The 24,740-nt window shown below is 42.1% G+C and carries 17 protein-coding genes and 1 pseudogene; 7 read left to right on the top strand and 11 right to left on the bottom strand.

Annotation, left to right across the window (positions count from 1 at the left end):
• Nucleotides 1-33: 33 nt before the first annotated feature.
• The 5 genes and pseudogenes from FTT78_RS07490 to FTT78_RS07510 all read right to left on the bottom strand — a co-directional run bounded on the left by FTT78_RS07490 (nt 34) and on the right by FTT78_RS07510 (nt 7,580).
• Nucleotides 34-849, bottom strand: coding sequence for a hypothetical protein (locus FTT78_RS07490; RefSeq protein WP_096901395.1), 816 nt, complete (start codon nt 847-849; stop codon nt 34-36).
• 167 nt (nt 850-1,016) lie between these two features.
• Nucleotides 1,017-2,609, bottom strand: coding sequence for a peptide chain release factor 3 (locus tag FTT78_RS07495; RefSeq protein ID WP_004974887.1), 1,593 nt, complete (start codon nt 2,607-2,609; stop codon nt 1,017-1,019).
• Nucleotides 2,610-2,745: 136 nt separating this feature from the next.
• A pseudogene (locus tag FTT78_RS07500) lies at nt 2,746-2,982 on the bottom strand (Fic family protein); the annotation flags it as partial.
• A 3-nt stretch (nt 2,983-2,985) separates the two neighbouring features.
• Nucleotides 2,986-5,052 (bottom strand): bifunctional diguanylate cyclase/phosphodiesterase, encoded by a 2,067-nt coding sequence (locus FTT78_RS07505; RefSeq protein ID WP_096901394.1) that lies wholly within the window; start codon nt 5,050-5,052, stop codon nt 2,986-2,988.
• 323 nt (nt 5,053-5,375) lie between these two features.
• Nucleotides 5,376-7,580 (bottom strand): carboxy terminal-processing peptidase, encoded by a 2,205-nt coding sequence (locus tag FTT78_RS07510; protein WP_096901393.1) that lies wholly within the window; start codon nt 7,578-7,580, stop codon nt 5,376-5,378.
• Nucleotides 7,581-7,774: 194 nt separating this feature from the next.
• On the opposite strand from FTT78_RS07510, the gene nagZ reads away from it, so the two are divergent.
• Together nagZ and FTT78_RS07520 are read left to right on the top strand one after the other, a co-directional pair.
• A complete protein-coding gene (gene nagZ, locus FTT78_RS07515) occupies nt 7,775-8,878 on the top strand; it encodes a beta-N-acetylhexosaminidase (protein ID WP_180044000.1) in 1,104 nt (367 codons plus the stop codon).
• A gap of 512 nt (nt 8,879-9,390) precedes the next feature.
• Complete coding sequence (locus tag FTT78_RS07520) at nt 9,391-10,281, top strand: class I SAM-dependent methyltransferase (RefSeq protein WP_096901407.1); 891 nt, start codon at nt 9,391-9,393, stop codon at nt 10,279-10,281.
• A 59-nt stretch (nt 10,282-10,340) separates the two neighbouring features.
• On the opposite strand, the gene FTT78_RS07525 is transcribed toward FTT78_RS07520, so the two are convergent.
• Nucleotides 10,341-11,675 (bottom strand): alpha/beta fold hydrolase, encoded by a 1,335-nt coding sequence (locus FTT78_RS07525; RefSeq protein WP_004974874.1) that lies wholly within the window; start codon nt 11,673-11,675, stop codon nt 10,341-10,343.
• Between the two features lie 341 nt (nt 11,676-12,016).
• Between FTT78_RS07525 and FTT78_RS07530 the strand changes: the two genes are divergently transcribed.
• The 4 genes from FTT78_RS07530 (at nt 12,017) to pta (ending at nt 17,634) form a co-directional block, all read left to right on the top strand.
• Complete coding sequence (locus FTT78_RS07530) at nt 12,017-13,282, top strand: glutamate-5-semialdehyde dehydrogenase (RefSeq protein ID WP_096901406.1); 1,266 nt, start codon at nt 12,017-12,019, stop codon at nt 13,280-13,282.
• Between the two features lie 186 nt (nt 13,283-13,468).
• A complete protein-coding gene (locus tag FTT78_RS07535; RefSeq protein ID WP_180044002.1) occupies nt 13,469-13,879 on the top strand; it encodes a hypothetical protein in 411 nt (136 codons plus the stop codon).
• A 340-nt stretch (nt 13,880-14,219) separates the two neighbouring features.
• Nucleotides 14,220-15,437, top strand: coding sequence for an acetate/propionate family kinase (locus FTT78_RS07540; protein WP_096901391.1), 1,218 nt, complete (start codon nt 14,220-14,222; stop codon nt 15,435-15,437).
• A 55-nt stretch (nt 15,438-15,492) separates the two neighbouring features.
• Nucleotides 15,493-17,634 carry a phosphate acetyltransferase gene (gene pta, locus FTT78_RS07545; RefSeq protein ID WP_004974865.1) on the top strand — a complete coding sequence of 714 codons (2,142 nt, stop codon included), beginning with the start codon at nt 15,493-15,495 and terminating at the stop codon, nt 17,632-17,634.
• A 114-nt stretch (nt 17,635-17,748) separates the two neighbouring features.
• On the opposite strand, the gene FTT78_RS07550 is transcribed toward pta, so the two are convergent.
• Nucleotides 17,749-18,360 (bottom strand): class I SAM-dependent methyltransferase, encoded by a 612-nt coding sequence (locus tag FTT78_RS07550; RefSeq protein ID WP_026438429.1) that lies wholly within the window; start codon nt 18,358-18,360, stop codon nt 17,749-17,751.
• Between the two features lie 236 nt (nt 18,361-18,596).
• Here FTT78_RS07550 and FTT78_RS07555 point away from each other — a divergent pair, with 236 nt between their 5' ends.
• A complete protein-coding gene (locus FTT78_RS07555; protein WP_004974861.1) occupies nt 18,597-20,123 on the top strand; it encodes a fumarate hydratase in 1,527 nt (508 codons plus the stop codon).
• A 102-nt stretch (nt 20,124-20,225) separates the two neighbouring features.
• Here FTT78_RS07555 and FTT78_RS07560 read toward each other — a convergent pair whose 3' ends face one another.
• The 4 genes from FTT78_RS07560 to tig form a co-directional block, all read right to left on the bottom strand.
• Nucleotides 20,226-20,942, bottom strand: a complete 717-nt coding sequence (locus tag FTT78_RS07560; protein ID WP_096901390.1) for a DUF2846 domain-containing protein — start codon at nt 20,940-20,942, stop codon at nt 20,226-20,228.
• Nucleotides 20,943-21,134: 192 nt separating this feature from the next.
• On the bottom strand, nt 21,135-22,445 hold the full coding sequence (clpX, locus tag FTT78_RS07565; protein ID WP_004974856.1) for an ATP-dependent protease ATP-binding subunit ClpX: 1,311 nt from the start codon (nt 22,443-22,445) through the stop codon (nt 21,135-21,137).
• A gap of 29 nt (nt 22,446-22,474) precedes the next feature.
• Nucleotides 22,475-23,080, bottom strand: a complete 606-nt coding sequence (clpP, locus tag FTT78_RS07570; protein WP_004974855.1) for an ATP-dependent Clp endopeptidase proteolytic subunit ClpP — start codon at nt 23,078-23,080, stop codon at nt 22,475-22,477.
• A 190-nt stretch (nt 23,081-23,270) separates the two neighbouring features.
• Nucleotides 23,271-24,602 carry a trigger factor gene (tig, locus tag FTT78_RS07575; protein ID WP_180044004.1) on the bottom strand — a complete coding sequence of 444 codons (1,332 nt, stop codon included), beginning with the start codon at nt 24,600-24,602 and terminating at the stop codon, nt 23,271-23,273.
• Between the last annotated feature and the right edge of the window lie 138 nt (nt 24,603-24,740).

A 24,740-nucleotide genomic window follows, 5' to 3' on the forward strand; every position in this document is an offset into this window, starting at 1 on the left:
TCATCTATTTTTGCTTGTCACCGTACTCACCTACTAAAACATAGATGGATAGATGTCTGCTTTTAAAACTTGTTGTGTTTGTGCTTTGCTTAGGTAAATATCTAACTGCGTGCCATCTTTGACAATTTCATGGGTGCGATAATGCAATCCTAAGCCCTGATCATCAAAAAACCAATCTGCCTGCCCCCAGTATAATTTGGCAGGTGCTGCTTTTTGCACGTCACTGCTTTGTGTTTTGAGCCAATCCTGATAGGCCTGCTGTACAAAAGTATTCATACGGGTTTGTTGTTTGGCATCAATCACATCTAAAACAGACAAGGCTTTTTGCTGCTTCCGATCTGCCACAAAGAAATAATAGCGTTCTTTGACCTGCGTGCCTTCCTGTTTGCTATCTACCCCGACTTGCAACAAAACATATTGATTGCGTTGATATGCCATACGGGTGTACATCGCCAATTCATAAGCTTTATTTTGATCTAATTGTGCCTGCCAAGCATCGGATTTTTTCACATAGGCATCTACGGCTTGCTGCAAACTCATGTTTTGTTTTAAGCCAATTTGATCTTGAATCACCATGGCCTGATTTTTTGCAATCCAACTGTTGAGCCATGTATCTTGGGTATTTAAAGTTTGTACTTCTAATTCAATGCAGTTTTTATTTTCACAAAATGGCAAGGCAATTTCTGCCGCCTGTTGCTTGATATTCAAATACGGTAAAACATCCGCTTGATCTTTCTGAAAAATAGACGTTTGCTCATCTGAGTTTTGATCTTGTTTAGATGAGTCACAGGCGCTAAGCAAAACCATCCCGCTCAAAATTGCACCCAGATAAACCGATTTTTGCTGCATGATTTCCCCAATTCATTTATCAAAAATAATCTTTAATCTTTTACCGCCCCCATAATAAAACAGCTTCCTAAAGAAGCTGTTTTAATTTTGAAACTTTTAGGCATGCCGAACATTCATCTGCGCTACGCTGATTGCATCTGCCAGATTAAGCATCATCAACCTGAGGCTTAGTGCTCGCGTGTATTTCTAAACTCAATGTCAGGGTAACGCTCTTGCATTAACTGTAAATTCACACGACTTGGCGCGAGATAAGTTAAGTGACCACCACCATCGACAGACAACTGATCGTGGGCTTTTTTCTTAAATTCGTTAAACTTTTTCTCATCGGCACAAGACACCCAGCGTACCGTGTTGATGCTGACAGGCTCGTAAATACAATCGACTTTGTATTCTTCTTTCAGGCGATAGGCGACGACTTCAAACTGTAGCACACCAACAGCACCTACGATTAAATCATTGCTGTTTTGTGGCATAAAGACTTGCGTTGCACCTTCTTCTGAAAGCTCTTTAAGGCCTTTTTGCAGCTGTTTGGACTTCAATGGGTCTTTCAAGCGTACACGACGGAACATTTCAGGTGCGAAGTGCGGAATCCCTGTAAATTGCAACTTTTCACCCGAAGTGAAGGTATCGCCAATTTGAATCGTCCCGTGGTTATGTAGACCAATAATGTCGCCCGGCCAAGCTTCTTCGAGGTGCTGACGGTCACCTGCCAAGAAGGTCAAGGCATCGCTGATACGTACATCTTTATCAATACGTACATGCTTCATTTTTAAGCCTTTTTCATACTTGCCTGAACAGATTCGCATGAAAGCAATACGGTCACGGTGCTTCGGATCCATATTGGCCTGAATTTTAAAAACAAAACCACTAAAGCCTTCTTCATTGGCTTCTACAATACGGTCTTGCGTTGGATGTGCTTTTGGCGGCGGCGCATATTCACTGAATGCATTCAATACATGATCTACACCGAAGTTACCCAAAGCAGTACCAAATAGCACTGGTGTTTGACGACCCGCTAAAAACTCTTCACGGTCTAAAGGCTCATTCGCCATTTGTACCAATTCAAGTGATTCTTCAAATGCCGCCCATGCCAATTCACCTACTTTTTCACGTAGGTCTGCATGGTTATAGCCATCACGTACTTCAATTTCAGGAATGGTTGAACCAAAACCTGATTTGTACACATAAAACTTTTCTTCGATGAGGTTAAACACCCCTGCGAAATCACGCCCTGTACCCATTGGCCAAGTGATTGGCACACACTTAATTTTGAGGACATTTTCAATTTCATCCAACAACTCTAATGGTTCACGAATTTCGCGGTCCATTTTGTTGACGAATGAAATGATGGGTGTGTCACGCATACGACACACATCCATTAATTTAATGGTACGGTCTTCGACACCTTTCGCACCATCAATCACCATCAGTGCAGAGTCCACCGCAGTTAGAGTGCGGTAAGTATCTTCAGAGAAATCTTCGTGCCCTGGGGTATCGAGCAGGTTAATCATTTTGTCTTTATACGGGAATTGCATCACCGAAGTTGTAATGGAAATACCACGTTCTTTTTCCATTTCCATCCAGTCAGATGTTGCGCCACGATCTGACTTACGGCTTTTTACCATCCCTGCAACTTGAATGGCTTGTCCCCATAACAGCAGTTTTTCTGTCATGGTGGTTTTACCAGCATCGGGGTGGGAAATAATCGCGAAAGTACGTCGCTGTGCGACCTGCGCCGCTAACTCATCTTTAAAACTCATGCAAGACACCTACTGCAGAACCGCAGTGTATAAGATCAAAATGATCAATATGAAAAATTGGCGTAATTGTAGCAGATTTGAATCAAATTTTATTGATTGTTGATATGTTCTAATTTATCCACAACTGAGAATATAGTTATTTTTTCAATCTATACTTTTGCTTTTGGCTTTTCGGTTTTTCTGGAATCGTACGTTCAATCAAACCTACTTCTATGGCAGGATTCATATCGTTCTTTTGGAATGTTGCGCTATGAGTTAAACCTAACAACTGCATCAACTCAGCCAAACTATATTCATCTTGTTTCATCACTGAAATTAAACGCTGGACTTGGTCGCTCACTTGTACGCTATCTTGAGCGGTAGCATGATCGCTAGCTTAAGCCGAATGTTTAAACAGCTCTTCTAAACGCTCAACATCCATTGGTAAGCCTAATAAGTAGCCCTGTAATTGCTGACAGCCTAAACGGGTTAAAATCTCAGCTTGCAATGGCGTTTCCACCCCTTCAGCGGTCACAGTTAAACCCAGTTTAATGGCTAACTGAATAATACTTTCTAAAATTAATTCTTCTTTGCTGTCCAAACACAAATCTAAAATAAAAGCACGGTCAATTTTCAACTCATCGACTGGCAATTTTTTCAAATACAAGAAACTCGAATGTCCTGTACCAAAATCATCAATCGCCAATTGAATCCCCATTTGACGCAAACGCTCAAAACTACGAATACTCGATTCAATATGATGCATTGCTGTACTTTCAGTCACTTCAATCATCAGGTGATGGGGTTGAATCTCATAGCGTTTAAACAAGTTTTCTAACGTCGAAAATAAGTGTTTATGTTCAAACTGCACTGCCGATAAATTCACAGCCACAGGAAATAACGGTGCACCCGATCTTTCCCAAATTTGAATTTGTTTAAAGGCTTCTTCTAGCGTCCAATAGCCAATTTGAATAATCAACCCCGTCTTTTCAGCCCCTTTAATAAACATATTTGGGGTAAGTAAACCATGTACGGGGTGATACCAACGAATTAAAGCTTCTACGCCACAAATTTTATGGTCAGCGGCTTTAAACTTTGGCTGATAGAACAACGCAAATTGTTGTTGTTCAACCGCTTTATATAAATCATTAATCAACTTACTTTGGCTTTTGGCCTCAAGTAACTCCAGATCATAATTAAATACCGAACTGGTGTTACGCCCCTGATATTTAGAGGTCAGCATCGCCGCATCAGCATTCATTAAAATATCTTGCAAATTGGTGCCATGCTCTGGATACATCGCAATGCCAATACTGCCTGAAATATTAATGACCTTGCCTGCAATTAAGAAACTTTGCTGAATCAGTTCTAATATTTTTTCAGAAATGACAGTGGCTTCTGCAATGTCGGTATGTTCAATCACCAAAAGAAATTCATCGCCACCAATTCTTAATAACTGGGTATTTTCGCCCAAGTGGGATTGCACACGTTTAGACAACTGAATCAGCAATTGATCGCCAACATGATGCCCAAATACGTCATTCACCGCTTTAAAGCGGTCTAAGTCGATATACAAAAATGCAATTTTAGTGTTTTTTTGCCGATGCTCAGAAAAAAGCAATTGTGCATATTCAGCTAAATATAAACGGTTGGGCAATTTGGTCAGGTTATCTTTGACTGCCTGATTGGCCAATTCACGGTTGGCTAAAGACAATTGTCTGCTTTTTTCTTCTAAGCGCAGCTCCAGCAGAGATACGCCCACCGCAGCAGCAAAAATCAGACTGGTCACTAAAATAACCACCAACAGAGCTGGCCCTTGCCCGATCTGGAAGTGCCCTGATTGAGGCAAATCTGCTGTAGAGTAAAAATGCAGTGCTTCCATGCCTATATAGTGCATGGCAACAATGCTCAGACTCATGAGCACCGCAATGAAAATTTTATATTGTGCCTGACGCCCCATTCTGCACTTGGAATGAAACATAAACCAAAAGGTAAGTATTGCTCCGCCAATGGCCACTAATACAGACAGCAAAACAATGGTAGGATCATAATAACTACGGTAGCCTTCTACCTGAATTCCCATCATGCCCGTATAGTGCATGCCTGAAATACCCAACCCCATTAAAATGCCGCTCAGGATCAAACGCGCCACAGGCAAGGTCGATTGCGTGGTCAGCCAAACCGCAAACGTAGAGGCGATAAATGCAATAACAAAAGATAGGGTCGTAAAGCTAAGATCAAATTGATACGGTGCAGGTAACTGGCAGGCCAACATGCCCACAAAATGCATACTCCACACTGCCGCACCCAGCAGCAAACCACTCATGATTAATGCAATTTTTTTTAGTTGTTGTTGTACATTTTGAAAAAGCATTTGCCCAACAGACACTGCAAAATAGCAGGCCAATACTGAGATTGCTACCGAGCCAATTACCAAGCTCAGATCATAATGTACATGCATCATTAGATGTATCCATCTCTGTCATATTTTATTGTTTTTCGGCTACTCAATCTCACACTCTCTTATAAATAATAACTAAAAAGCAACCTGAACGACGGATTGATCTAGCAAAGACTGCATTGACTTAAGAGTCTAATACTATTCCGCTTTGGTCAATAGTCAAATATATAATATGTCATCATGAAATAATGGCAATTCAAAACTGCTAAAAATAGCTGTCTGACTCAAAGCTATATGCATCTTGTCACTTTACTTTTCGCTTTAGGATGAAAAAAACCAGCAACTTTTCGCTGCTGGTTCTATTTGATTAAGATTCTAACATTGTTTTAAGGTTGATTCGGCTCAGAAACACCTTTTTGTAACATGGCATAGTCTTGCAACACCTGCGCTGCTTCAATCACAAAAGCTTCTTCCTCAGGTAAAGCAGGGCGTTGTGCCGCTTTCATTTTGGCACGCGCTTCTGCCAAAGCATCAATAGATGCCTGATAGCTTTCCCAATTAGCAAATGGTTTCAAACCTGTTTCCTGACGGCGTTTGTTTTCCGCAGTCAGCGTTTGTTGCTCCAAAGCTAACAACTCTGCTCTGCGTTGTTCAATATCTAACACAATGCTTTTGCGATCTTCAGTTTGTTTGGCAATTTGCTTACGTTGTTCCAAATATTGAAATTGTGGATCAAGCGTGACACGTTGCTGTGACAATTGACCCAACTTGGTGATGTACGGCTGTACTGAACCTTCACGCTTAAATGGCGCAGTTGGAATGGTATCCCACTTCAAGGCATTTTTAGCTTTACGCTCACCAAACTCCTCATTGTAAATATCCACCAGTTTAATATCTGGAATCACACCTTTGTTTTGGGTACTTCCACCTGTAATACGGTAGAACTTACGTTGAGTTAAGGTCGCCTGCCCATAAGCTAAGGTGTCGAGTTGTACCTGCGCTGTACCTTTACCTGTGGTGGTGCTACCAATCACAATCCCGCGCTGATAGTCCTGAATTGCAGCAGAGTAAATTTCACTGGCCGAAGCAGAAGCAAGGTTAATCATCACTGCCAATGGGCCTGCATAAGTCTGTGCACCGCCATCGTCATCTTCAAATACGCTCACGTTGCCATTGCCATCACGAATTTGCACTACAGGGCCTGATTTGATTACTTGCCCAAGCATACGTGCCACTTCTTCTAGTGAACCGCCAGGGTTGTTACGTAAATCGACAATAATCCCTGCGACATTTTTGGCCGCCAAACTTTTCAGGGCATTGTTGGTATCCTCCGACACCGAGCGATATTCATTGCCTGCACGACGTGCACGGTAATTCAAATAAAAGGATGGAATTTCAATCACACCATAGGTATAAGTTTGACCATCACGTTTGATGTCAATCGTTCGTGAGCGAACTCCCGCATCTTCTTCCTGAATCACATCACGCACAATGGTCACATTACGCGCCTGATTCATCGCCGCACCCGCACCCAACAAACGCACAGTGACTTTGGTGCCACGTTTACCACGAATCAGCCCAACAATTTCATTACTCGGCCAACCCACAACATCCACCATTTTTTCGCCATCTTGCGCCACACCAATAATGCGGTCACCCGATTTCACCTGCCCTGTTTTACTGGCAGGGCCACCTTCAACAATGGTTTCAATTTTAGTGTAGTCTTCATTGCCCCGTTCAGGACGAATCGACACCCCAATTCCTTCAAGCTGCAAAGTCGTTTGACGGTTCAGCTCCATCGCATCGACAGGTGGGAAATAATTGCTGTGCGGATCATAAGTCAGCATCATCGCATTCAAAGTTTTATCCAGCACGTCATCGCTCTTTAAACGATCCATTCGCTCTAACTGGCGGGTATAACGCTTGGTTAAAGTCTGAACTGGTGTCAAATCTTCTGGACTTGCCAAATCCTGCCCATTAGTCAATTCAGGGTTATCTTTAATGGCTTTTTGTTTTGCCAATTCTTCTTCTTTGCTAATGGTCAGGTTAATGAGCTGTGACACCAACATTTTTTGCCAATGCTTACGCATTTCTGCTTCAGTATTAAAGAACGGTGCTTTTTCACGATCTGTTTCAATCGTGACATTTGGCTGTTTTAAATTTTGTGGTTTTTTCAGCTCTGCCAACATGAAATGATAAAACTGTTTTAAGCGTTCACGATACTGTGCATGAATTTGATACGGCCCCGCCAAATTGCCTGCTTTTAATGAAGCGCCAAATGTTGCTGCATATTGTTTGCGGTATTGCTCAACTTCTTTAGCCAAAAACAAAGTATGGTCTGGGTCTAAACTGTCGATATAAAAATCAAAAATGCGCTGCGACGTCGCAGCATCTAAACGCTGATTTAAATAATGCTGACGATCGACCAAGGTCGCCAATTGACGCGAAACCAAAGCTTGTTCCTGCGTCGGCACAATACTGTTAGCAACGACAGCGGTATTATTGGCTGCAATTGCCTCGTTAATGGCGTGAGAAAAGAAAAAACCGCCAGTTGCTATTGCAACCGCACAAGCGATGGTTTGAAGTTTCATAAAAATATTTACGTCCTTGGTTTTTGACCAATCTCTGCTTTTCACAATGAATTGAGCAGATTCAAAATCTTATACAACTTAATTTGGGTCTATCGTGTAGTTTTATCATAATCTGTGCTGTCAAAATGTAGCAAATCATTGCAGAATTCAGGTATTGTTTTTTTATTGATAAAAATCGAATACGGACACCCAATATGATTGGCGCATTGATGCTCGACATCGTTGGCACAGAACTTACTCAAGAAGATATTGAACTATTAAGCGCTCCGCAAGTCGGTGGAGTCATTTTATTTGCCCGAAATATCCAATCTCCTGCGCAAGTACGCGCCTTGACCGACCACATGCGTCAGGTACGCCCTGATATTTTAATTGCAGTCGATCAGGAAGGCGGACGCGTACAACGCTTAAAACAAGGTTTTACCCTATTGCCTGCTATGGGTAGATTTGGCGAGTTATACCAAAACGAACCTGAACGTGCCTTAGATTTAGCCGAAGAATGTGGCTGGTTGATGGCCACCGAAGTATTAGCCGTAGGCATTGATTTTAGTTTTGCACCCGTTTTAGATTTAAATGACATCAGTGATGTCATTGGAGATCGTGCTTTTGCTGCGCGTCCTGTCGATATTATTGCTTTGGCAGATGCTTTTTTACGTGGAATGCATCGTGCAGGAATGGCAACCACAGGCAAACACTTTCCTGGACATGGATCGGTTAAAGCAGACTCTCACGTTGCTGCCGCGATAGATTCACGTTCTTTTGCCGAAATTCAACAACAGGATATGCAAACCTTTATCCAACTGCAAAATCAACTGGATGCGCTCATGCCTGCGCATGTCATTTATGATCAGGTCGATCCGAACCCTGCAGGTTTTTCTGAGTTTTGGTTACAGCAAGTGCTTCGCAAAGACTTGGACTATGATGGTGTACTCTTTTCGGATGATTTAAGCATGCAGGCGGCTTGTGTAGCAGGCGATGCCGATGCACGTATTCATGCCGCTTTGCTTGCAGGCTGTGACATGGGATTGGTCTGCAACAACCGTGCTGCACAACGATTGGCTTTAAATGCGATTGCCGATTTACCCTTGCCGAATCAGGCACGTTTAGAACGCATGCGCGGTAAAATCCCTGAGCTTAGTGCAGAGTTTAGCATTGCTGAAGTTTTAGACTTGGGTGATGAATGGCGAAGCGTCCGTGATCGTATCTTGGTATTTAAAGAACAAAGTGCCACGCTACTGGCAGCACAAACTAGTCACGACCCGACCAATTATTCAAGTACCACTAAAAACGCTGCGACTTGAGATCACCACAAACTAACTAGGGTCTGTTGACAATTCGTCTATGTTTGCGACGACACATATTTTTTAGCTGATATAAGGCATGGGACAGGAAATTTAGTCATTCTAAATGACTGGCACATAACGCAATAGCAGCAAAAAATATGCTCGTCCTGAAAGGCTGTGGCTAAAACTTTCTCAGATTGCGTTATGGAACTTGAAAATAGGTCCACTATTCCCTGCGTTTTATGCCTGATCTGCTCAGTTTTAGCCTACAGCGCAAGCCATTTATGAAATGTCAACAGACCCTATACGCCTTCACTTTTTCACAGCATTTATACGACAAAGGAACACGACAGCTTGTTCCTTTTTGATTATGATAAACTTATTCTATTTTGAGTATATGCCTGACACCGCAGCTTGAGTGTCAAAGCATGCCTAAAAAGACAACGACCACCATACAAACAATTAAGGTCTATACGAAAATGACAAAAACATTGCTGAACAGCAAAATCACGACAGAAAAAAGGACTGAAATGCACAACTCGGATGCCAAGCCAACTCGCTCAGACACGACTGCATTGTCCAAACATCAGCATATTTCTTTTACCGCACATTATACGGGATATATCTGGTATCAAAGGGGGATTTCACATCCTGTATTTGCGACCCGAAAAGGCAAGTTTTTAGCCAAATTGGTACATCCTTTAGAAAACTGGGCAGAACGTCATGTGGGCGGCAGTATGCGCAGCACCCTCAAACAACGTCACCAAATGATTGATGCACACTTAACCGCACTGATTCAGCAACATCCGCAATTACAAGTGCTCGAAATTGCATCTGGGCTGTCACCACGCAGCTGGAACTTTCGACAAAAATATCCTGAACTGAATTACCGTGAACTGGATTTGCCTGATATGGCGCAAATTAAAACTCAAGCGTTACGACAAATTGACCACGACGCACCTGAAGTTCTCACCGCCGATATTTTTAGTGAATCCTTTCAACAGGCCTTTGAATATTTTGATCACTCGCAGCCCTTAGTAATTATTAGTGAAGGTTTAATTAACTACTTCAGCAAAGACATGCTACAACAGCTGTTAAATGGCATGTGTAACTACACCCAAGACTTTCCAGAACTGCATTATTTAACCGATATTTACCCTGAACCCGTCAAAAACAAGCTCGCCAATTTTATTTGGAACTGCAGCCGATTATTGAAATTTATGTCACGCAGTGCTTTCACCTTTCACTTTCAATCTCCGCAGGAATTAACTCAGTTTTTTCAAAATGCAGGTTTTGAGCAAGTGCAGCTACAACAACCACAACTGTATTTTTCCAACAGCTCTTTAGAAAAAACAACCGCAGAACATTTAGGCGATTTAGTCTGGATGGTTCATGCCTACAAAAAAAATAGCGTGGTTTAACACGCTATTTTGATTCTATTTTCTTTGGATAATTTTAAACCAAGCACTGATTTTATCTACTAACGGGCATATTCCAAATTTTGTGCAGCCGCTTTTTGACGTTCCACATAACGCAACAAACGCTCTGCCACCTCAAAACTACCATGCTTAAATAATGCGCGTAGTTGCTGCCCTTGGCTTTCAAAAATTAAACATTCAATGCTAAAACTGCCTTCCTCATCCTGTAATTCTAAGGCCATATCTCGTTCAAACTGTGCTGCTTGTGCCGCCAACGCAGCATTTTCAAAATCAAGCAATACACCAAAGAAGTTTAAATCGACAATGTGCGTAGCAATTTTCAAATCAGAATGACGATACTGCAAATGACTTTGCGGATTTTGCACCCGAATACGCGCTTCTCCACGGCGTTCCATCGTCAATAGTTGCGCACGTGTCATTGGAATAATGCCATCTAAGTCCTGAATAGATTCATCGCTTAAAAAGGTCGCAAATAAATTCATGGTTTCTTTACGGCGCTGTAATTGCGGCACATGATCTGCATTGGCAATCATGGCAAATTCCATGTTCGGGCACTGTAAGGCAAAATTGGCATTTTCATGCGGCAAGGTAAAACTGTCATATTGCCCACACGCCACCAAAACCTTACATTGCGGAATAGGCACATTGGTTAACCGCAATAAACGGTTGCAGTTCACATCGTAGCGATCTTGCTCTGTAGCGGTAAAGTCGGCCATTTGTCGGTAAAACAAACGCTTTGCAGTCGGTGACATGCGAGTTTGTTCCATTTTGGCATGATTGACCAAGTATAAAATCACCGCCTGACCAAATTCATCCATGCGCTGCTCTTTCATTAAATGCAGTGATTCTTCAAGCAACATGCGCCAACTTTTACGGGTCTTTTGCATAACCCCCATTAAAATCATGCGATCAATCAATTCAGGACGCTGATCTGCTAGACACGATGCCACCACCGAACCCAATGACATGCCCATGACGGATACTTTATCTAAGCCGACAATATCCAGCCAATCACCCAACATCTGACCTAAATCATGCAGTTCTAGCGTTCCTGCCGACTCACCTGTTTCCACATTGGTCATTTGCTGATTGGCGCCCATAGATGGCATATCAATTAAAATGATTGGCCCTGCACGAAAAAGCTGCTCGACACAATATTTATATGAATTAAAGTTTTGGAATGCACCACCAATAATCACAATTGGAGTTAAATGTGCGGTTTCTGGCTGAGCAATTGCCATGTATTCCACTTTCCAGCCGTTGATCCAAGTGGTACGAGCGGGTTGTTTAAAGCTGTGTTTATCGTAAATATCAAAAAAACAGACATGCGAACTTGCGTCCTGTACATCCGTGTCCATCTGGATCATGGAATTCATATTCCTTACCTCCATGCGCATTTTATTTTTATTGTGCAAGTGTTCGTCATTGAACGATTACCCACTTATCTGAATTAAAGTGGCATCCTGCTTATTGTTGTGAATGACATCAATGTCGTTATCGCATCATTCTATACAGGTGCTGATTTTATACGCAACATTTTCTATGACCGCTCATCTACTTTTAAATCATAAAGCATTTCAAAATATTAATTTTTGTGATGAAAGCATTGAAAAATATGAAAAGATTGAACAATTTAGTCGATTTTCCGCTGAGACGCTTCATTGTGCAGGCACAGACTGTTAATATCGAGTTGAAATTTCTAAGTGATCAAACCGCTATGCAAGAGTCTATTGAACAATATATGCAAACGGTAGGACAACAAGCACGCCAAGCCTCTCGTGTCTTAGCAAGCGCTTCTACCCAATCTAAAAACAATGCGTTATCGGCTATTTATACGGCATTGGAAAATAGCGAGTCCGCTATTTTAGCTGCCAACCAAATTGATATGACCAAAGGTCGTAACAACAACTTGGATAGCGCACTGCTTGATCGCTTAGAACTTAACCCCGCACGCTTTAAAGGCATGTTACAAGGTCTGAAAGATGTGATTGGTCTCATGGATCCAATTGGTGAAATTACCGATATGGCTTACCGTCCATCTGGTATTCAATTGGGCAAAATGCGTGTACCGCTAGGTGTGGTGGGCATGATTTACGAATCACGTCCAAACGTAACCCTTGAAGCTGCGTCTTTGGCATTAAAATCAGGCAATGCGATTATTTTACGTGGTGGTTCTGAAGCACTGGAATCTAACCAAGCGATTGCTGCCGCGATTCAACACGGCTTAAAAGCATCAGGCTTGCCAGAAACATCGGTGCAAGTGATTAACACCTCAGACCGTGCTGCCGTTGGGCAATTAATTACCATGTCTGAATATGTAGATGTAATTGTGCCACGTGGCGGTAAAAGTCTGATTGAACGCATCAGCAATGAAGCGCGTATTCCAGTGATTAAACATTTGGATGGTAACTGTCACGTATTTGTAGAAGCACAGGCCGATTTACAAAAAGCCCTGCCTATTGCCCTGAATGCAAAAACTCACCGTTATGGCGTCTGTAATGCCATGGAAACATTGTTGGTCGATGAGGCTGTTGCCGCACAATTCTTGCCACGTATTGCCGAGCTATATGCAGAAAAACAAGTCGAATTACGCGGCTGTCCTGCAACCCAAAAGATTTTGGGTACAAGTGTTAAAACAGCAACCGAAGAAGATTGGTACACCGAATATTTAGGCCCAATTTTGGCAGTTAAAGTGGTTTCAGGAATTGATGAGGCAATTGAACATATCAATAAATATGGTTCACATCATACTGATGCCATTATTACTGAAAACTTTAGTTTGGCGCGTCAATTCTTGGCTGCGGTAGATTCTAGTTCAGTCATGATTAACGCTTCTACACGCTTTGCTGATGGTTTTGAATATGGTTTAGGTGCTGAAATTGGAATCTCTACCGATAAAATTCATACCCGTGGCCCTGTCGGTTTGGAAGGTTTAACCTCACAAAAATGGATCGTGTTTGGCGATGGTCAAATCCGCCAATAAAATCCATCTGTAATTTTGCAATATCCAAATATAATGTTCAGTTTCACAGGAAGCTGAACATTATTCCCTTCTATTTTTTAGACATTGTTTTAAGACACAGTTCCACTACACATTTCTGCCTCACGCTCACTTAAAATAAAAACACCATCAAGATTAGAAAAATCATCAAAAAGAGTGGCGATGCTTATGTTTTATTATTTGATTATTACTACCTTTGCTTTAGCACTGTTGGTGTCGTTCATTGTCATGCGTCTGTTTTCCAGCTCCATCAATGCAATTTTGGCGCGTATCATCCACGACCCAATTCATGAAGCATGGGCAAAGTACACCAAATTTGCAGGCATGGTGGTCGGCACATCTTCAGGCATTCGTATTTACGATATGGAAAAATACATTACCCCACTCACCTATGCCGAAAATGACAAAAGAATTGTGATTGAACTGACGCAAGAACGCTGGGTATTGGAAATTTACCGCACCATTATTGAAACCTTACAAGGCTTGGCGTGGATGATGTTGGTGTTTTTTATGGTGGCACTGATTGCTTATGTGATTGTCCGTTGGTCGGAAATTAAATACGCTGCCAAATCAAAATAAACCGACAAAGATTGAGGAAATAATTTAAAACAGTTTGCCACTCGCCTGCAGAATGAAGTGTGCTATGTTAAGAGAATACAACAGGAATTAAGCAGAAATTTTAGACCATCATTTCATGAAAAAATGAAAGTTTCGGGCTGATAAATTTTAATTATTTCTGATTTCATGGTCGATAATGCTTAAGTCTAATCTCCTAAAGTCTATCTAGGAGCAATAAAAAACCCATGATAAAACATACGTAATGATCAAGATTGCAACACAATAGATTGCCGTTTGCCATATCTTGCAATGCAGCTTGATTGACTAGGGATAACTTCAATTAGAATTCGGGTACATAAAAGTGACTACATCAGTATTAGTGATTAACTGCGGATCTTCTTCTATCAAATATGCGCTTGTATCTGAAAGCGTTGGAGATCGTATCTTTGGTTTGGCAGAAAATCTAGGTTCTGCTGATGCGCGCATTAAAGGCATTACCGCAGGTGGTGAGCCGCTCGAACTTTCTATTCCACATGCTGACCATGAAAAAGCATTGGAAACTATTCTTGGTCGCTTATCTCAATATAAGCCACAAGCCATTGGTCACCGCGTTGTACACGGCGGTACTTTAACCAAAGCAGAATTATTAACTGAAGAAATCGTGCAACGTATTCGTGAAGCAACTCCGCTTGCACCTTTACACAACCCTGCACACTTGGTGGGTATTGAAGCAACAATGCGTTTGTTCCCAGAACTTCCGCAAGTGGCTGTATTTGATACTGCATTCCACCAAACGATGCCTGCTCACGCTTACCGTTATGCAGTGCCTAAATTCTTATATACCGACCACAACGTACGTCGTTATGGCTTCCACGGTACAAGTCACGCATACGTTTCAGAGCGCGGTTCAGAGTTGGCTGGCAGCTTCAAACAAGGTGGCTGGTTAACTGCTCACTTGGGTAACGGTAGCTCGACTTGTGCAATCTGGAATGGTCAAAGTGTAGACACATCGATGGGCCTAACCCCACTTGAAGGTTTGGTGATGGGTACTCGTAGTGGTGATGTAGACCCAAGCTTACACAGCTTCCTTGCAAGCAACTTAGGTTGGGATATCTACAAAATTGACAAAATGCTAAACAGCCAAAGTGGTTTACTTGGTTTGTCAGGCTTATCGAACGACATGCGTACCCTGATTGAAGCATCTGAACAAGGCAACGAAGATGCAACGCTTGCAATTGAAGTATTCTGCTACCGTTTAGCTAAATCTTTAGCTGCACTTAGCTGTGGTTTACCACGCTTAGATGGCTTATTCTTCACAGGTGGTATTGGCGAAAACTCTGCGTACATCCGTGAAAAAACTGTATCTTACTTGCCACACTTTGGCTTTAACTTCAGCAAAGAACGCAATGACAGCTTAAAACGCGGTACTGAAGGTCGTATTGATGCAGGTACAGGCGGTCCACAAATTTGGGTTGTACCAACTGACGAAGAAGGCCGTATTGCGAAAGAAACTGCGCAAGTTGCAGAGGAGCTAAAGTCAGCTGCAAAAAAGTCTGAATGTGACGCTGCGATTGCTTAAGCAATCGTAGTGCTCAGCCACTTTCAATCAGCCCCTTTACGATTTAGAAAAAATTATGAAAACAATACTTTTGGTTCCTACAGAAATTGGTGTTGGTTTAACATCAGCATGTTTAGGTTTAATTTACGCTTTGGAATGCCAAGGCGTAAAAGCAGGTTTCTTAAAGCCTTTTTCACAAGAATTACAACCTGAAGCAGACCGCACAACTGCGTTGTATCGTCACCTGTTCAAGCATGAAACAGTTGAGCCGATTTCTTATACTGCGCTGACTGAGCGTTTAAAAAATGATGAAAATGACGAATTGCTTGAAGATGCAGTTCGTTTACATCGTGAAATTTCTAAACATCACGATATCATTATTGTAGAAGGCGTGTTGCCAAACGGACGTGATCCATTTGCAACTGAATTGAATGCAAATTTGGCTAAAGCACTTGATGCAAAAGTCATTATTGTCAGCAATGCCGACATCAACAATGCTGTTAAAACAGCGTCAAAAGTAGACAATCAATTACGTTTCTTTGGTGGTGCAACTTGTGAGCGTACTGCGGGCGTATTGTTTATGCGTACCAAAGGTTTACCAGAAGATTCTGCACAAATTCCTGTTACGCTTGATCCAAACTTACGTTTAATTAGCGACACCAACCAGTTTGTCAGCAAAATTCAAACTACACATCCAATGATTGGTAAAGATTGCATGCCAGTGATTGGCTTGGTGCCATTCAGCAATACTTTAAGTGTGCCACGCATGTCGGACTTGGCTGCACACATTTCTGCAGAATGGATTAACCAAGGTGAAGCAGCGCAGCGCCGTGTATTACACAGCAGCTTAATTGCATCGAATATTGAACACGAAATGCATAAATTCGTTGCAGGCGAGCTGATTATCAGTGGTTCTGACCGTGTCGATGTATTGCTTGCCAGTAGCTTAGCCAGCAGCAATGGTATTCCACTTGCAGGTTTGGTGTTAACTGAACATCAAGCACCAAGCGCACAAGCTTTAGAGTTCTGCCAAGCAGCAATGAAAAATGGCTTGCCAATTTTACATACTAAATTGAGTACCTTTGAAACTGCACAACAGTTATTAAACCTGAGCAACGAAATTCCTGTAGATGATACTGAGCGTGCAGAACAAGTTACCCGCTTTGTGGCCAGTCACATCAATGCAGAATGGTTAACCCAATTAATCAGCGATACGCATAAACCACGTTTATCGCCTTCTGCGTTCCGCCATGAATTGGTGCAAAAATCTATTGCAGCGAAAAAACGTATCGTGCTTCCAGAGGGTGATGAGCCACGTACCGTTCAAGCTGCAGCGATTTGTCAATCACGTGGTATTGCCCACTGCGTATTATTGGCAAAACCAGAAGCGGTAGTCGATGTTGCCAAAGCACGTGGTATTGAGCTTCCACACGACTTAGAAATCATTGATCCTGACTTGATTCGTGAAAACTATGTCGAAAAAATGGTTGCGATGCGTAAAGGCAAACTTACTGACGATCAAGCACGTGAACAGCTGCAAGACACTGTCGTATTAGGTACGATGATGTTAGCACTTGATCAGGTTGATGGTTTGGTGTCTGGTGCTGTGCATACTACAGCCAATACAGTTCGTCCCGCATTCCAGCTCATTAAAACTGCACCTGATTATTCATTGGTATCTTCAGTATTCTTTATGCTGTTACCAGATGAAGTATATGTGTACGGTGACTGTGCGATTAACCCAGACCCAGATGCTGAACAATTGGCTGAAATTGCGATTCAATCTGCTGACTCTGCAAAAGCGTTTGGTATTGACCCACGTATTGCCATGATTTCTTACTCAACTGGTACTTCGGGTGCTGGTGCTGACGTAGAAAAAGTAGCGAAAGCGACTGAAATTGCGAAACAACGTCGTCCTGACTTACTGATTGATGGCCCATTACAGTACGATGCAGCATCGGTTGAAAGTGTTGGTCGCTCTAAAGCACCAAACTCTCAAGTTGCAGGTCGCGCCAATGTGTTCATTTTCCCTGACTTGAACACAGGTAACACGACGTATAAAGCAGTACAGCGTTCTGCTAACGTGGTGAGTGTTGGCCCAATGCTACAAGGCTTGAACAAGCCAGTGAATGACTTGTCACGTGGTGCATTGGTAGATGACATTGTGTTCACGATTGCATTGACTGCGATTCAGGCAGAGCAACAAGCAGCTCAATAATTCGTAAAGTTAAGTTTTACAAACCACCTGATTGAAAAATTGGGTGGTTTTTTTATTCCACACTGTAGATTCATAGATCACTACAAAAATTGATTAGCTCCATCCAATCTATTTTTAAAACCTCTGCACCAACCACACCGTATGCCCTGCACAGTCCTGATCTTCCGCGAGCATTTTCACAACTTTAAAGCCATAATCTTTTAACAATTGCCGATATTCATCCTGCGACAAACTGGCGTGATAAAGTGCTTCACCAAACATTTCCCCAATCGCCTCACCCGCAGCAGGTCCACTGCTAAACATTAAAACTGTATTGGCGGTAGACCATTGCGCAAATTTCTCGAACATGCAGCGCTGATCGTTTGGCGTTAAATGAAAAAAGCTATCCCACGCCAAAATACCATCAAAGCACCGATTCAAGTTCACTGAGCGCATATCGGCTTCAATCCAGCACTGTTCAGGAAAATGTTCACGTGCCATCTCCAGCATGCTGTCTGCGCTATCTACTCCTGTAAGTTGATGCCCATGCTGTAATAGATATGCAGCAATAGGACGCCCCGAACCACAGCCCAAATCTAATATTTTGGCCTGCGCAGGCAAATAAGCAAGAAAACGATCCAGCCAAGTTTTTTCATATAACAACTGACCGCGCAAGTCTGTCCACGCTTTTGCATGCCGTTGATAAATGGGGATAATCTGAGCAGCTAAATGCGTGTGATCATTCATATTTACCCCAAACATCATTCCAAAGAAGTCTTTGAACATAGCTGAATTTGCACCAACAAAACAGCAAAATCATGGCCCGTTTTGACGACATAATTTTATGGATATTTCACAAATTCTCTCAAGCTAACGACTGATATTAAACTTTCGCCCAAAGCTTGATCAAAGTGCCCACAATCGCTGCATTTTATCTTATAATTTAGCCCGCTAGCTATCCGCCCGCTCAAGAGATTTTTGATATGACAACTATTATCAAGCAAGATGACTTGATCACTTCGATCAAAGACGCGCTTCAGTTCATTTCCTACTATCATCCACAAGACTTCATCCAAGCGATGAGCCGTGCTTATGATCGTGAAGAAAACAAAGCTGCGAAAGATGCGATTGCACAGATCTTAATTAACTCACGTATGTGTGCAGAAGGTCATCGTCCAATCTGTCAAGATACTGGTATCGTAAACGTATTCCTTGAAGTGGGTTTAGACGTTAAATTTGATTTAACCATGAGCTTGGACGATGCGATCAACGAAGGTGTACGTCAAGGTTACCTAGAAAACTCAAACGTACTTCGTGCATCGGTATTGGCTGATCCTGCATTTGGTCGTAAAAACACCAAAGACAACACCCCTGCAGTAATTCACTACAAACTCGTTCCGGGTAACAAAGTAGATATTACAGTTGCTGCCAAAGGTGGCGGTTCAGAAAACAAATCTAAATTGGCGATGTTGAACCCATCTGACTCAATTGTAGATTGGGTACTTAAAACTGTTCCGACTATGGGCGCAGGCTGGTGTCCACCGGGTATGCTTGGTATTGGTATTGGTGGTACTGCCGAAAAAGCCATGATGCTTGCAAAAGAAGCACTCATGGAAGAAATCAACATGGACGAATTATTACGTCGTGGCCCACAAAACAAAATGGAAGAACTCCGTATCGAGATCTTCGAGAAAGTGAACGCACTTGGTATTGGTGCACAAGGTTTAGGTGGTTTAACCACAGTTCTTGATATTAAAATCAAAGACTACCCTTGCCACGCTGCAGGCAAACCAGTGGGTATGATTCCAAACTGTGCGGCAACTCGTCACGCACACTTCCAGTTAGATGGTTCAGGTGTAGCGCATATTCAAGCGCCTAAACTTGAGGACTACCCAGAAGTAACTTGGGATTCATCTAAATCTAAACGTGTAGATTTAGACAACATTACCCAAGAAGAAATGAACTCTTGGCAGCCGGGCGACACGTTGTTATTAAACGGTACAATTTACACAGGTCGTGACGCTGCGCATAAACGCATGGTCGACATGATCAACAATGGTGAAGAATTACCAGTCGACTTAAAAGGCAAATTCATTTACTACGTTGGCCCTGTTGATCCTGTTGGTGATGAAGTCGTTGGTCCTGCAGGTCCGACAACTGCAACTCGTATGGACAAATTTACTCGCCAAGTCTTAGAACACACAGGTTTGTTCGGTATGATTGGTAAGGCAGATCGTGGTCCTGCAGCAATTGAAGCGATCAAAGATCACAAAGCGACTTACCTCATGGCTGTAGGTGGTGCGGCTTACCTCGTATCTAAAGCAGTACGTGAAGCAGAAGTGGTTGCTTTTGAAGACTTAGGTATGGAAGCAATCTACAAATTCAAAGTTGAAGATATGCCTGTATCTGTTGCGGTAGATGTCAATGGTACATCTATCCACGCGATTGCACCAAAAATCTGGCAAGCTAAAATTGGCAAGATTCCCGTTGTAGATGCTGCAGCAGAATAATATTCCAATTTAGTAATAAGCGAAAAAGCACCCAACATTGGGTGCTTTTTTATGCTTACTGGAAATAAATAAAAGCAATGCATGAGATAAAGATACAAGCCTTTACCACGTTCTCGGATCCCACAATTTAAAGGGTTGGGTTAAATGTACATCTTCTGCAGGGTCATATTTTTCATGCTTGATTTTTTGTGGCTTTTTACGCAACTTGCCTGTGGTTTGATCTTCCGCGACAAAGTTATAGCTTTCTGTTTTTAGTTGAGTAAATGCAATTTCCTGTTGTGCCGTACTTGCAGGCATGAGCATTAAAGGCCCAGAAACTTCTTTGCGAGTACTTAGGTTTTCTTCATCATACTTAATAAAATACGACTGCCCTGCCTGTACCTGAAAATCCAAATACTTTGGTTTTTGGAAATGTAATGCCCCCAAAGGACGGCTCACACTCAGACGATACGCACCTGGTGCCAGTTCAACCCAGTAATAATGATTGTGTAGTAAACTTGGAATCCGATGTTTGTTGATAAACATACTGGTCGCGACAATTTCCTGTCTGTTCCATTTGGAATCTGGACGATATAAATACACGATGGCAGCATCGGCATGTTGTGCCTGAACAGGTTTAAAATTTTGCCCTAGTTTTTGATTGACCCAACCACCAATGGTCATCATGCCCAAACGGTGTTGTTCTACAAAACCAGGTTTTTGTTCTAAATCTAAAACTTTTAAGGTACTAGGTGGTTGCGTTTGTTGCACCACGTTTTTTTTGCCATGACATCCCAGCAACATTAAACTGGTCACGACCAAGATTGCGACACCACGCATGTCTATCCCTCACTGCGTTTCTTATTTTTGTAAATCACGTTTTTGAAATCACGCTGCAAATTCATTTTGCAATTGTTGTTTTGAATAATGGGCATCCACGCCTAGGTCTAAGATTAACACTGCCTTGATTTTTTTGACAATAAAAAACGTGCCGAAACCTAGCGTTTCGGCACGTTTCAGACGAATAGCGTATTAAGCAGTTTTGCTGTCTAATACTTTTAAGTCAATTTTTTCTGCTGCAGGTTCTTCTGTTTGAGGCTGACGTTCGGTCTGAAATTCAGGTTTAGCACCTTCTTCAATCACCGCTTCAGTCACTACCACTGTGCCAACATCGGTACGGCTTGGCAAGTCGTACATGGTTTCGAGCAAGGCATTTTCCAGAATTGAACGCAAACCACGCGCACCTGTATTACGTTCAAGGGCTTTTTTCGCCACTGCACGTAATGCTGCATCTTCAAAGACTAAATCGACATTTTCCATCTCGAATAAGTATTGATATTGACGGGTTAAGGCATTTTTCGGCTCGGTCAGAATTTGCATCAATGCATCTTCATCTAGCTCGTCTAGCGTTGCAATTACAGGCAAACGACCAATGAACTCTGGAATTAAGCCAAATTTCACCAAATCGGTTGCTTCTACCTGACGAAATAAATCAGACAATTTCTTGCCTTCATCTTTTTTCTTCACGTCTGCCGTAAAACCAATGCCGCCTTTTTCTTGGCGTTGCTGCACAATTTTCTCTAAACCAGAGAATGCGCCACCGCAAATAAACAAGATATTTGAAGTATCAATTTGAATGAATTCTTGCTGCGGATGCTTACGTCCACCTTGAGGCGGAATAGAAGCCACCGTGCCTTCAATCATTTTGAGCAAGGCTTGCTGAACACCTTCACCAGACACATCACGAGTAATTGATGGGTTTTCAGACTTACGCGTGATCTTGTCAATTTCATCAATGTAGATAATGCCTTTTTGTGCTTTTTCTACATCGTAATCGGCTTTTTGCAACAGCTTTTGCACGATGTTTTCGACATCTTCACCCACATAACCCGCTTCGGTTAAAGTCGTGGCATCTGCCATTGCAAAAGGCACATCTAATAGACGTGCTAAGGTCTGTGCAAGTAAGGTTTTACCCGAACCCGTTGGACCTACCAACATGATGTTACTTTTTGAGATTTCGACAGCATCGCCTGCTTTATGCGCCTGATTGCTCACTTTTAGGCGTTTGTAATGGTTATATACTGCAACCGATAAGGTTTTTTTCGCAGTATCTTGACCAATTACATACTGATCAAGCGCAGCACGAATTTCATGTGGTTTTGGCAATGGACGTGTTGCCCAATCACCCGACTCAACTTGTTGACTGGTCTGAACCAAGTCTAAGCATACGTCCACACATTCATTACAGATGTATGCGTCCTCGCCTGCAATCAGCTTCCCGACTTCAGACTGCGTTTTACCGCAAAATGAACAATGTTTTTGTCCCTGAGGATGTTCGGACATAGTCACTCCAATATCTCAATCTTTAAAACTTATGGACGTTTTGTTAAAACTTCATCCACAAGACCGTATTCCTTCGCTGCCTGCGCAGTCATGAAGTTGTCACGGTCGGTATCTCTTGCGACAGTTTCATAGTCCTGACCACTATGTTCTGCCATTAAACGGTTCAAACGCTCTTTAATGAATAGAATTTCACGCGCATGAATTTCAATATCTGATGCCTGACCACGGAAACCACCCAATGGTTGGTGAATCATAACGCGGGCATTCTCAAGACAGTAACGCTTACCTTTTGCGCCTGCATTTAACAGGAATGCACCCATAGATGCTGCTTGTCCCATACAGTAAGTCACGACGTCTGGTTTAATAAATTGCATGGTATCGTAAATTGCCATACCTGCAGTCACTGAACCACCTGGTGAGTTAATGTAAAGGTGAATATCTTTATCTGGGTTCTCAGCTTCTAAAAACAACATCTGCGCCACAATTAAGTTGGCCATATTATCTTCGACTTCACCCGTTAAGAAAATGACACGTTCACGTAAAAGACGTGAATAAATATCAAAAGAACGCTCACCACGAGATGATTGTTCGACCACCATGGGTACTAAAGCATTTTCAATTGTTGGAACATACATAATGGTTATTTATTCCTAAATTCTTGTGACACGACTCATGTTCACAATATGAGGGATAATTGTCTAAATTGCAAAATATTCACGGCTTAAATCGTAGATATTTTGAGTTAAATGCGATCAATCTCTGAAAAACTGAAAACCGCGATGCAATAAAAAAGGCGCACGAAGCGCCTTTTTGTATCAAAGCAAATTAGCCTTGTTGACGAGCTTGCTGCTCTTTCAATAAGTCTTCATAGCTTACAGTTGTATCTGTAACTTTTGCAGAAGCTAAGATGTGATCTACAACCTGGTCTTCTAAAACAACAGCTTCAATTTGTGAACGTTGTTGTTTGTCGTTTTTGAAGTATTCAATCACTTCGCTTGGATCTTCATAAGAAGAAGCCATGTCTTCGATGTAAGCATCTACACGCGCTTGATCTACTTCAAGTTTAGCATTTTCTAATACTTTGCTAACCAATACGCCAAGTTTTACAGATTTTTCAGCTTGTTCTTTGAACAACTCATCTGGAAGCATGCTTGAGTCAAATGCTTTTGCACCTTGCGCACCAAACTGCTGTGTGAATTGCTGAATCATTTGTTGACGTTGACGGTCAATTTCTTGAGCAACCATTGCAGACGGAATTTCAACTTCGTTTGCCGCAACGAGTGCATCAAAAGTTGCACCTTTTACTTGGTTACGTAAACCGTTTTTCACTTCACGTTCCATGTTTTTACGAACGTCAGCTTTTAATTTGTCTACGCCATCTTCTTCAGAAATACCGAAGATTTGTAGGAATTCAGCATCAATTTCTGGAAGTTTTTGCTTTTCAACAAGTTTCACAGTGATTTTGAATTGAGCTGCTTTACCTGCAAGGTTTGCTGCTTGGTAGTCTTCAGGGAAAGTTACATCAATAACTTTCTCTTCACCTTTTTTCATGCCCACGATGCCATCTTCAAAACCAGGAATCATGCGACCAGAACCAAGTACTAATTTAAAGTCTTCAGCTGCACCGCCTTCAAACTTCTCACCATCTACAGTGCCTTCAAAGTCAAAAGTCACTTGCATGTCTTTTTTCGCCATGCCTTTGGTTTCTGCCCAAGAAGCACGTTGCTTTTGAAGATTTTCAAGCATTTGTTCAACGTCTTTGTCGTTCACTTCTGAAGACTTACGTTCAACTTCTAAACCGTCAAATTTCACTTCAACTTCTGGATAAACTTCAACTGTCGCTTCGTAAACTAAAGCGTCGTCTTTCATTTCAGTTTTTTCGATATTTGGCATACCAACAGCGTTGATTTTTTCTTGTTGGATTGCTTCAAAAACGGTGTCACGAATAATGTCGTTCACCACTTCTTGATAAATACCCGCACCGTATTCACGACGAACAACGTTTACAGGCACTTTACCTGGACGGAAGCCGTTGATCTTCACAGTTTTGGCAGTGCGTTTCAAGCGAGCTTCAAACTGCTCGTTAATACGGCTCGTCGGTACAGATACATTTAAACGACGGGCAACGCCCGAAACCGCTTCAGAAGTTACTTGCATGGCTTCCTCGATATAGTTAGTAATAACAGTTTATAAAAAAGTGCCACATTATATGACAACATTAAAGGATATACAAAATACGTTCTGATCTCGACTGAATTTTTTTAATCGGCACGCTATTTTCTGTAAATTTTCAAC

It is taken from the genome of Acinetobacter sp. YH01011 (genome assembly GCF_013420785.1).
Lineage (GTDB): Bacteria > Pseudomonadota > Gammaproteobacteria > Pseudomonadales > Moraxellaceae > Acinetobacter > Acinetobacter towneri.

Bases quoted from the DNA above. Each gene is read 5' to 3' on its own strand.
- nagZ (WP_180044000.1), top strand. From the start codon at position 7,775: ATGATTGGCGCATTGATGCTCGACATCGTTGGCACAGAACTTACTCAA.
- FTT78_RS07525 (WP_004974874.1), bottom strand. From the start codon at position 11,675: ATGAATTCCATGATCCAGATGGACACGGATGTACAGGACGCAAGTTCG.
- FTT78_RS07535 (WP_180044002.1), top strand. From the start codon at position 13,469: ATGTTTTATTATTTGATTATTACTACCTTTGCTTTAGCACTGTTGGTG.
- FTT78_RS07490 (WP_096901395.1), bottom strand. From the start codon at position 849: ATGCAGCAAAAATCGGTTTATCTGGGTGCAATTTTGAGCGGGATGGTT.
- FTT78_RS07495 (WP_004974887.1), bottom strand. From the start codon at position 2,609: ATGAGTTTTAAAGATGAGTTAGCGGCGCAGGTCGCACAGCGACGTACT.
- FTT78_RS07505 (WP_096901394.1), bottom strand. From the start codon at position 5,052: ATGATGCATGTACATTATGATCTGAGCTTGGTAATTGGCTCGGTAGCA.
- FTT78_RS07510 (WP_096901393.1), bottom strand. From the start codon at position 7,580: ATGAAACTTCAAACCATCGCTTGTGCGGTTGCAATAGCAACTGGCGGT.
- clpX (WP_004974856.1), bottom strand. From the start codon at position 22,445: ATGTCCGAACATCCTCAGGGACAAAAACATTGTTCATTTTGCGGTAAA.
- FTT78_RS07550 (WP_026438429.1), bottom strand. From the start codon at position 18,360: ATGAATGATCACACGCATTTAGCTGCTCAGATTATCCCCATTTATCAA.
- clpP (WP_004974855.1), bottom strand. From the start codon at position 23,080: ATGTATGTTCCAACAATTGAAAATGCTTTAGTACCCATGGTGGTCGAA.
- FTT78_RS07530 (WP_096901406.1), top strand. From the start codon at position 12,017: ATGCAAGAGTCTATTGAACAATATATGCAAACGGTAGGACAACAAGCA.
- pta (WP_004974865.1), top strand. From the start codon at position 15,493: ATGAAAACAATACTTTTGGTTCCTACAGAAATTGGTGTTGGTTTAACA.
- FTT78_RS07560 (WP_096901390.1), bottom strand. From the start codon at position 20,942: ATGCGTGGTGTCGCAATCTTGGTCGTGACCAGTTTAATGTTGCTGGGA.
- FTT78_RS07555 (WP_004974861.1), top strand. From the start codon at position 18,597: ATGACAACTATTATCAAGCAAGATGACTTGATCACTTCGATCAAAGAC.
- tig (WP_180044004.1), bottom strand. From the start codon at position 24,602: ATGCAAGTAACTTCTGAAGCGGTTTCGGGCGTTGCCCGTCGTTTAAAT.
- FTT78_RS07520 (WP_096901407.1), top strand. From the start codon at position 9,391: ATGCACAACTCGGATGCCAAGCCAACTCGCTCAGACACGACTGCATTG.